Genomic DNA, 8,137 nt, shown 5'->3' on the forward strand with positions numbered 1-8,137 from the left:
ACATGGTAAGAGCGAAAAACAATTAAATACTGTGGGACACACAGAAATTTACGCTTGGGGAGTAGTCTTTAAGAGTGCTTACCTTGTAGGTGTAGTCGGACTAGACATGAAACTGTAAGACCAAAATTAGCTTTGCTAGTAGCGGCAAGATTCAGCCCAAGAATCTCCGCACTTTTAGGGCGGAGAGTGTCAACTCCTAAGTAATTCGTTTAACAAAGGCAATTATGGATATTTTGACACTTGGTTGGGTTAGCATTCTCGCCCTGTTCACTTGGTCGATCGCCATGGTGGTTTGGGGTCGTAACGGTTTCTAGGTAATCTATAGATACCATGGAAACATCCTTGATTCTCAACACTCTCTTTCTAGTCGCCTTAATTCTCCTCGTTATCGTCAGTGGTGGCATTCTCTACCTGACGACTACAGAATGGCGCGATCGCCGTCGTCAAGATGGCGATAAAAAATTAGGAAAATAATCCTGAACAGGTGTACTTAATTACGCCTGTTTTTCCTTTACTATGATTAAAATACTGCACTTATCGGATATTCACATGGGGAGCGGTTTTTCCCATGGACGTTTAAATCCAAAAACGGGATTAAACACGCGTTTAGAGGATTTTATGGGCAGTTTAAGCCTCTGTATCGATCGGGCTATTGCCACCCCTGTGGATCTAGTGCTTTTTGGGGGAGATGCCTTTCCCGATGCCACTCCTCCTCCTTTTGTTCACGAAGCTTTTGCCAGTCAATTCCGTCGTCTTGCCGATGCTAATATCCCAACGGTGTTATTAGTGGGTAATCACGATCAACATTCTCAGGGTAATGGCGGTGTCAGTCTCTCCATCTATCGTACCCTAGCGGTGCCGGGGTTTATTGTTGGCGATCGCCTGACCACCCATCGCATCACCACCCGCAACGGCGATATCCAAGTAATTACTTTACCTTGGTTAACCCGCGCCACTCTCTTAACCCGTCCCGAAACCGAGGGTTTATCCTTGAGTGGGGTAAATGAATTGTTAATTAACCGTTTGGAACCGGTTTTAGAAGGAGAAATTCGCCAATTAGATACAAGTGTACCAACAGTTTTATTAGCCCATTTAATGGCCGATCGAGCTAGTTTAGGAGCAGAAAGATTTTTAGCGGTTGGTAAAGGTTTTACCGTACCTTTATCGCTGCTAAATCGTCCACAATTCGAGTATGTTGCCCTCGGTCATGTTCACAAACATCAAAATCTTAATCCTAGCAATGATCCGCCTATTGTCTATCCGGGTAGCATCGATCGAGTGGATTTTAGCGAGGAAAAAGAAGATAAGGGCTATGTTTTAATAGAAGTGGCTAAAGGAGAGGTTAAATGGGAATTTTGTCCTTTACCCGTGCGTCCTTTCCGTTCCATCGAAGTGGATGTTTCCGAGGCAGAAAACCCCCAAAAAGAATTGCTGAAAGCTCTCAAAAAACACGATATTCAGGAAGCAGTTATCCGCTTAGTTTATAAAATTCGCAGTGAACAATTAGAACTAATCAACACCAATCAGCTTGACGAAGCGTTAAAAACTGCCCATAGTTATAGTATTCGGGCCGAGTTAATTAGTCAATTAACCCGTCCCCGTTTACCGGAATTAGGGGTGGGTAATCAATTAGATCCGATGGAGGCGTTAAAAGCTTATATCGATAATAAGACAGATTTGCGCGATATTGTCGATGATATGTTAGAGGCAGCCCAGCTTTTATTAAATCAACAGCCAGAAATTTGGCTAGAGGAAGAAACCTCGATTTAGTTATCAGTTATCAGTTATCAGTTATCAGTAAACTGATAACTGAAACATCTTCCCTATCCCTCTTTGAACTAGCCATGAGTTTATGTCTTAATCCCGATTGTCTATATAACAATGATCCTACAGATAAATTCTGTCAAAAATGTCGCTTTCAATTATTACTAAAAGATCGTTATCGTGCTATAAAATTAATTGGTCAAGGAGGTTTCGGTAAAACTTTTCAAGCAATTGATGAGGATAAACCTTCTAAACCTTATTGTGTGATTAAACAATTTTTTCCTAGCGCTCAAGGTAGCAATGCTCTCAAGAAAGCGGCGGAATTATTTAAAGAAGAAGCGATTAGTTTAGATAATCTCGGTCAACACCCACAAATTCCCTCCCTCTATGCCTATTTTACCAGCAATGATCGGCGACAATATCTTGTTCAAGAATATATTGAGGGAGAAAATCTAGAACAAGAATTACAAAGCGAGGGAGTTTTCAATGAGGAAAAGATCAAACATCTTTTATTGGAAATTTTGCCAATTCTTGATTTTATCCATGCTAAAAGAGTCATTCATCGGGATATTAAACCAGCTAATATAATTAGGAGACGCAGCGATAATAAAATAATTTTAGTGGATTTTGGTGCCTCTAAATTTATGACCATTGCTAACCTTTCCCTGACAGGAACAGTGATCGGTTCGCCGGGATATATCGCTCCAGAACAAAGCAATGGCAAAGCGATTAATAGCAGTGATTTATATAGTTTGGGAGTCACTTGTATCTATTTATTAACGGGAATATCTCCCTTTGAATTATTCGATGTGAGTGAACATGAATGGGTATGGAGACAGCACCTGATTAATAATCCTGTTAGTGTTGAATTAGGTAAAATTGTAGATAAATTAATTGAATTTGGCACCAAAAAACGTTATCAATCAGCCGGGGAAGTCCTGCAAGAGTTAGCAGTCAAATTAGCCTTCGTGATTCCGCCAAAACCCCGATCACAGAATACAATTCAAGAAACGGTTTTGCCAGTTTTTCCAGCCGCCACCAGGGAGGAAATTAACCTCAAAAGTGCCAAGGAAATTGATTACACTAACCTACGGGATTTCTTAGCGCAAGAAAAATGGCAAGAGGCAGATCAAGAAACGGCTAATCTCTTCTTAAAAGTTGCCGATCGAACTAAAGAAAAATATCTTAAGATAGAAGACATAGATAACTTTCCCTGTGAAGATTTAGCCACTATCAATCAACTCTGGTTACAATATAGTCAGGGAAAATTCGGTATATCTGTTCAGAAAAGAATCTATGAAAGTTTGGGAGGAAGCAGCAATTATGATCAACAAAAATGGAACGCTTTTGGAACAAAAGTCGGTTGGCGAGTTAATAACAAGTGGTTATACTACGATCAAATTACTTTCTCTCTCAAAGCACCCTGGGGACATCTCCCCACCCTTGTGTGGGGTGTGGGGGGTGGGATAATTCTTTTTTCTCGTCTGGAAACCTGTGCCATGGACGGAGTTTCTAGCAGGGGATAAATTGACTTAAAAACTTTTCTGGAGAATTAAACAATTTCTCCCTTCGCCAGTGCGGATATATTGTAAAGTATCAGTAAGAGAACGCATAAAAATTAATCCTCGATCGCTTTCCATTTCCAAAGGTGCGAGAGGATGTTGTTGTAGAGAATCGAGTTTGGCTTGCAGATCAAAAGGTTGACCGTGATCCCATATTCTTATTTCTAGAGAATGGGACTGTAAAGTTAATTCTAGATCGATCGGTGTAGTCGGTGGTAAATGTTGGTGAGCGTAACGGACAGCATTAGTAAATCCTTCTGCTAAAGCCACCTTACACTGCCAAAGCACCGAGTCAGGTAGAAAGGAACTGCCGTGAGATTCAAACCATTGTAGGACTGGGATTAAAGCTGCCAATTCCGTCCGGACTTGTAGATAGAATTGGAGGGGGGAAGAAGGGGAATTTAAGACTTCAGAAGGCACCACTGTTTTTTTGAAAGAGAATCAAAATTGTTTTAAAAATCAGTTGTAGATCGTAGCCTAAACTCCAATTTTCTTGATAGCGCAAATCTAGTTGAATTACCTCTTCAAAATTACTCACCCGAGAGCGACCATTCACCTGCCATTCTCCCGTCATACCGGGTTTTACATCTAAACGTTGCCATTGGGGAACATCGTAGCGTTCCACCTCATCGGGGGTGGGAGGACGAGTGCCAACAAGACTCATTTCACCGGTGATCACATTCCAAAACTGGGGCAATTCGTCTAAACTCGTGCGACGTAAAAATTTTCCTACCCGGGTAATCCGGGGATCATTTTTATTTTTAAAAAAAGCTCCCTCCGCTTGATTAGGGATTTTATCCTTGAGTGCTTCTGCATCCACACACATGGAACGAAACTTAAGAATTTTAAATTCCTTTCCCAACCAACCGCAGCGGGTTTGACTGAAAAAAATTGGACCCGGACTGTCTAACTTAATAGCGATAGCAATGGGGACAAAAATAACCCCCGTGATTAATAAACCCACGATCCCACCAACAATGTCAAGACCGCGCTTTAACCAACTGCGAATCGAGGGATGGGTTTCCGGTAGATGGTTTTCATTGGCAGTAAAGCTCTTTTCTTGGGCTGCTAGGGGGGAGGTTTGGAAAGTGAATAATTGATCTAGTCCCGTAATCGATAAAACCCCCATCACTGGGGGATGGACGTTAGCCAGCACTAACTCGATATTTTCTGCCCTGGCCGCTTTGAGATTATGGACTAAAGCACCCACACCACTACTATCCATAAATTGAGTGGCATTTAGATCAAGAATGACTTTTTCGGGAGTGGGTGTTTGGGCGATGAGATGGTGAAACAGATCCTTGAACTGTACTGCTTCCAAGACAGTCAAGCGATCCGGCATCCGCAAAACCGGATACTCCATCGGAATGATCAGAAAACGTGTTTCAGGAATTTGGGAAGTCATCGACACAAAGAGATGGTTTGATAGATGAACAAGGCCTGATGACCCACTTAAATGTTTACTACACTTTTCCCCAAATACCAATGGGTAATGTCAGAGATTACCTGTGATCATCGGCTAACGAATCTCACCTAGGGGCGGACGGCCTTGGGTTTGGGCTTTCGCTTTGGCTGCACTCTTTCTCAGGGCATCTAAACGGGTCTCATAACGCTTACGCAGACGACGGTTGGGCGTTTGTTCAATTAGGGTTTTAAAGGCACTGCCTAGGCTCTTGTAGGCGTTGGGGAGAGAATAACCGAAACGGGTGGCCAAGGCGATCGCTTTTTCATCGGCTTCGATCGCTTCTTTGAGAATTTTATCGCCATTATTTTTGCGCCAGAGACGATAACCGGAAATCCCACATAATCCCATAGCCAAAAGCAATAATAACCCGTCCTGTACCCATAATTCCCCCACTGCACCACCTAAGCCAATAGCGAGGGCGGCCATTTCCCAGCCTTCCCGGGGAATACTATCATTTTGAATCCTGGCGACTTCATGCCAAAAGAGCAGATTACGCTGATCAATGGCTAAATTTTCCCATTTGGCTAAATCTATCTGAATTTCTACCTCATCTCTGCCAATTTCTTCACAACGGATCAGGGGGGGGTTAACCTCTGTGGAACCTTCTACCGTTACCCAACTTTGTAATTCTGGAGGTAGTAGGGTTTTTAGGCGCCGAAGTTCGCTCATTTCGGCTCGTGCAGAGGAGGCCGCATAAGATGTCATAGATTTTTTACCTATTCTCTACCAATGACGATGATTTCTATTTTCGATCATAGCGGTCTTTTTTGTGATCTTGGCAGCTTTTGGCCCTAGAGAGCATTTTCAGTGATCAGTAAACAGTGATGGAAGTGGGGGAGTGGGGAGTGGGGGAGTGGGGAAGTGGGAAGAAACCATCCATAACTGGGTTTTTAAAGTTCGATTGGGAGTCAATCATACTAAGTAGGTGGGTGTTAAAAATTGTCAGATACCCCCCTTATTAAGGGGGATTAAGGGCGGATCAGCACCCCCCTTATCAAGGGGGGATTAAGGGGGGATCAAAGACAAAATCTCTCTTCTATTTACTTATTAAATAGACTGTAACTTGTGCTGGCTAATGCTCAAATATATCTTTGTATTGCTGTAAATCTAAAGCGGTGAAGATGGGGATACAACTAAAGCATTTTTGGGCTAATTCCCATCTTTCTTCCCTTTGCATCATCACCATCAATTTATCTCGCACTGACAGTAAATAGCGCACATCGTTAGCAGCATAACTCAGTTGTTGTGGGGTGAGATTAGCGGCATTTCCCCAATCAGAACTCTGAGCGGTTTTGTCTAATTCTATGCCTTCCAATTCCTGCACGAGACTTTTTAAACCGTGACTGCTGGTATAAGTCCGAGCCAGTTTACTGGCGATTTTGGTACAGAAAATCGGTTTAGTGGCAATGCCGAAAGTATGGGATAATTGAGCCACATCAAAACGGGCGAAATGAAAGACTTTTTCTATCCGCTCATCTTCCATGACCTTTTTGAGATTAGGAGCCTCTGTTTGCCCCCTAAAAACCCGAATGGCAGTGACAAAACCACTGGGATCACAGAGTTGAATTAAACACAGTCGATCGCGCCCCGGTATTAATCCCATAGTTTCTGTATCTACAGCGATCGAATTAACCCCCAGATAACGGGATAATAGGTCATCGCTTAAATCTCGATCGCACACTTGAAAATTGTCTAAGTTCATATAGTTAGAAGATAGGAGAGCTTTTTTCAGTTATCAGTTATCAGTTATCAGTAAACAGTTATCAGTAAACAGTCAGCAATTCTCAGTTTTAGACACAGCAAGCCTTTTAGGGATTTAAAGAACATTTTAAAGGGGGATTTTTGGCGCAACTTTGGGTGTACTATCACGTCAAAAGCCTGAAGACTTGTGAAATGAAATTCGCCATCCCATTGAATTTTACCCCGTATTATGCGAACTAACTCCCAAAAGCCTTGCTACAGGGCAAATTTAGAATTGCTGGTAAACAGTGATCAGTAAACAGTAAACAGTGATCAGTAAACAGTAAAAAGACAGCACTGTTAATGCCATTTAATACTCCTTACTTAAGACTGTCCGCTGAAAACTCAAATCTGATCACTGATAACTGATAACTGAAAAGGCTGATAGTTAAAAACTGATAATTAAATTTAAATATCATCAGGGTCATTTTGTCAACGTTTTTTAACAAAAAGTTGTGTAAAATAATATTCACCAGCATTATTTTTAGCGATACCGATACCGGTGAGATTATAATCACCAACCATATTTTTTTGATGGCCGGGGCTATTAATCCAACCCTTGACGGCAACGCTAACGGGGTCAGGATATCCCTTCATAAAAGCCAAATTTTCGCCCATTTTTTCTAAAGGAATTTTCCTTTGTACTGCCTTGACTCTTCCCTCAAAACCATCATGACTAAAAGGAGCCTGTTTATGGGCCATTTTTTGACTAAATAAGCGAGCTTCATGACTAATACGAGCATCGAGACGTAGGGGCGGTAAATTTTGAGAAATTCGGTAGCGATTAACTTGATAATTAGTGTTTTCTTCGAGGGTAATTAAAAAAGATTGATTCTGGATAGGATCGTAGCTAAGGGAATTAGTAGAAACAGGAGCGGATTGACGTTTTAGAAATATTTGAGTAAAGTACAATTTCCCTTGATTATCCGTCGCTACTCCAATCCCGGTACTATCAAAATCTCCCTCCATATTTTCCCGATGACCTTGACTTTTAATCCAGCCATCCACAGCAATCATTACCGGGTCATCATAACCTTGATTAACTGCCACATTTTCCCCCACCGCTTCATAGGGAACCGAAACACCAATAGTTTGCGCTCTTTTGTCAAAATCTTGATGACTAAAAGGAACTAAACCCGAGGCCATACGTTGGCTATGTAATCTTGCCTGTTGCGAAATTGCTCGATTTAACAGTAGGGGAGATAAATTACGAGATTGACGATAGCGATTGACCTGTTGATAGATTTTATTCTCTAAAATAAGTAAAGTTGCCGCATCTAAAGGAGAGGGAGAAGGAGCGGGAGAGAAAGATGGCACGAGTTCCGTAAAAGAGCTATAGTTTAAGGCACTACAGGCGATTAAACTTGTCGATACAAGCATCAAAATTCCTAACCGATAAGGTTTCTTAAAAAAACTTTTCATCAAAAAAATTGGGTCTGAAACCCCGCCGTTCTAGGTTGGATTTACTGTTAAATACTAGCGCATTTACGGGAGCATCTCACTTACGCGATAAGTAATTATACTTAGCCTAAAAGCCACTCTTAATCGTGTCTTGGAACGAAATCGAGGCTTTTAAAGACTGCGTACATGGAGAATTAAAACAAGA

Annotated in this window: 9 protein-coding genes; 4 read left to right on the plus strand and 5 right to left on the minus strand. The window is 41.7% G+C overall.

What is annotated here, in order from left to right:
- Positions 1 to 224: 224 nt before the first annotated feature.
- From petN to EWV68_RS05530, 4 genes are all read left to right on the plus strand, one after another.
- Entirely contained in the window at positions 225 to 314 is a 90-nt protein-coding gene (gene petN / locus EWV68_RS05515; protein ID WP_012265708.1) for a cytochrome b6-f complex subunit PetN, read from the plus strand.
- Positions 315 to 330: 16 nt separating this feature from the next.
- Positions 331 to 474, plus strand: coding sequence for a hypothetical protein (locus tag EWV68_RS05520; RefSeq protein ID WP_002736416.1), 144 nt, complete (start codon positions 331 to 333; stop codon positions 472 to 474).
- A gap of 42 nt (positions 475 to 516) precedes the next feature.
- On the plus strand, positions 517 to 1,770 hold the full coding sequence (gene sbcD / locus EWV68_RS05525; protein ID WP_287169110.1) for an exonuclease subunit SbcD: 1,254 nt from the start codon (positions 517 to 519) through the stop codon (positions 1,768 to 1,770).
- Between the two features lie 74 nt (positions 1,771 to 1,844).
- Complete coding sequence (locus EWV68_RS05530; RefSeq protein ID WP_287169114.1) at positions 1,845 to 3,290, plus strand: serine/threonine-protein kinase; 1,446 nt, start codon at positions 1,845 to 1,847, stop codon at positions 3,288 to 3,290.
- A 6-nt stretch (positions 3,291 to 3,296) separates the two neighbouring features.
- Here EWV68_RS05530 and EWV68_RS05535 read toward each other — a convergent pair whose 3' ends face one another.
- The 5 genes from EWV68_RS05535 to EWV68_RS05555 all read right to left on the minus strand — a co-directional run bounded on the left by EWV68_RS05535 (position 3,297) and on the right by EWV68_RS05555 (position 7,953).
- Complete coding sequence (locus EWV68_RS05535; protein WP_002756968.1) at positions 3,297 to 3,749, minus strand: ATP-binding protein; 453 nt, start codon at positions 3,747 to 3,749, stop codon at positions 3,297 to 3,299.
- Positions 3,736 to 4,731 (minus strand): anti-sigma factor antagonist, encoded by a 996-nt coding sequence (locus tag EWV68_RS05540; protein ID WP_190719505.1) that lies wholly within the window; start codon positions 4,729 to 4,731, stop codon positions 3,736 to 3,738. The genes EWV68_RS05535 and EWV68_RS05540 overlap by 14 nt, the downstream gene beginning before the upstream one ends.
- Positions 4,732 to 4,845: 114 nt before the next feature.
- A complete protein-coding gene (locus EWV68_RS05545) occupies positions 4,846 to 5,496 on the minus strand; it encodes a DUF3318 domain-containing protein (RefSeq protein WP_002756971.1) in 651 nt (216 codons plus the stop codon).
- Between the two features lie 367 nt (positions 5,497 to 5,863).
- Positions 5,864 to 6,493 (minus strand): ribonuclease D, encoded by a 630-nt coding sequence (locus tag EWV68_RS05550; RefSeq protein WP_061430160.1) that lies wholly within the window; start codon positions 6,491 to 6,493, stop codon positions 5,864 to 5,866.
- Between the two features lie 470 nt (positions 6,494 to 6,963).
- The gene (locus EWV68_RS05555; protein WP_287169112.1) at positions 6,964 to 7,953 is read right to left on the minus strand and encodes a CAP domain-containing protein; all 990 of its coding nucleotides are present in this window, start codon (positions 7,951 to 7,953) and stop codon (positions 6,964 to 6,966) included.
- Positions 7,954 to 8,137: the final 184 nt, after the last annotated feature.

The sequence above is a fragment of the Microcystis sp. M_QC_C_20170808_M9Col genome, assembly GCF_007095495.1.
GTDB lineage: Bacteria > Cyanobacteriota > Cyanobacteriia > Cyanobacteriales > Microcystaceae > Microcystis > Microcystis aeruginosa.

Excerpts from the sequence above, each read along its gene's own strand:
- petN (WP_012265708.1), top strand. The coding sequence starts at position 225 with ATGGATATTTTGACACTTGGTTGGGTTAGCATTCTCGCCCTGTTCACT.
- EWV68_RS05520 (WP_002736416.1), top strand. The coding sequence starts at position 331 with ATGGAAACATCCTTGATTCTCAACACTCTCTTTCTAGTCGCCTTAATT.
- sbcD (WP_287169110.1), top strand. The coding sequence starts at position 517 with ATGATTAAAATACTGCACTTATCGGATATTCACATGGGGAGCGGTTTT.
- EWV68_RS05530 (WP_287169114.1), top strand. The coding sequence starts at position 1,845 with ATGAGTTTATGTCTTAATCCCGATTGTCTATATAACAATGATCCTACA.
- EWV68_RS05540 (WP_190719505.1), bottom strand. The coding sequence starts at position 4,731 with ATGACTTCCCAAATTCCTGAAACACGTTTTCTGATCATTCCGATGGAG.
- EWV68_RS05545 (WP_002756971.1), bottom strand. The coding sequence starts at position 5,496 with ATGACATCTTATGCGGCCTCCTCTGCACGAGCCGAAATGAGCGAACTT.
- EWV68_RS05550 (WP_061430160.1), bottom strand. The coding sequence starts at position 6,493 with ATGAACTTAGACAATTTTCAAGTGTGCGATCGAGATTTAAGCGATGAC.
- EWV68_RS05555 (WP_287169112.1), bottom strand. The coding sequence starts at position 7,953 with ATGAAAAGTTTTTTTAAGAAACCTTATCGGTTAGGAATTTTGATGCTT.